Raw genomic sequence first — 548 nt, forward strand, 5'->3', positions numbered from 1 at the left:
TTTTGATATTTTGAATATCCATTTTACTAAGTATTTCTTCCATACTTTCACGAGTGCTAGTGCCTTTTACTTCTATGGCTTCGAATGGTTTTTCTTTAGTTTGTTCTTCATCTATTTCTTTTGCTTTGTTTCTTTTAGTTTCTATCTTTTCTTTAATCTCTAAATATTTTTGCTTAAAATCATCTACATTTAGGTTATCATCTGCAAAAAGCTCCATAATCTCATCGGCGTAATCTTTAGGTATTTTAAAAAATCTACCACTTAAATCAAGCCCATCAATACTATTATTTTTTAAAAATTGAACTAAATCTTTTACTTCATCAGCACTTGCGTTGCCTTGATATGCCTTTTGATAAATACTATTAGTTTTAATGCCGAATGCTACTTGAGCCTTTAGCTTAAACTCGCTAAGCCTTGCATCATCGCCTTTTTGATATTTAAATACTTCTTCATTGCTTGGTAATTGCTCGTTTGGGTCTTTTTCGTAAGTAATTATTCCTTTTAGCATTTCGTTTTCTAAGGCTTCATAAATCTTACTGCCTTTTTCG

The 548-nt window shown here is 30.7% G+C and carries 1 protein-coding gene; it reads right to left on the reverse strand.

The window, feature by feature from the left end:
- The coding region (locus AVBRAN12654_RS09405; RefSeq protein ID WP_442862327.1) for a hypothetical protein at positions 1-548 on the reverse strand (548 nt) is incomplete at both ends.

Source organism: Campylobacter sp. RM12654, from assembly GCF_020137585.1.
Lineage (GTDB): Bacteria > Campylobacterota > Campylobacteria > Campylobacterales > Campylobacteraceae > Campylobacter_E.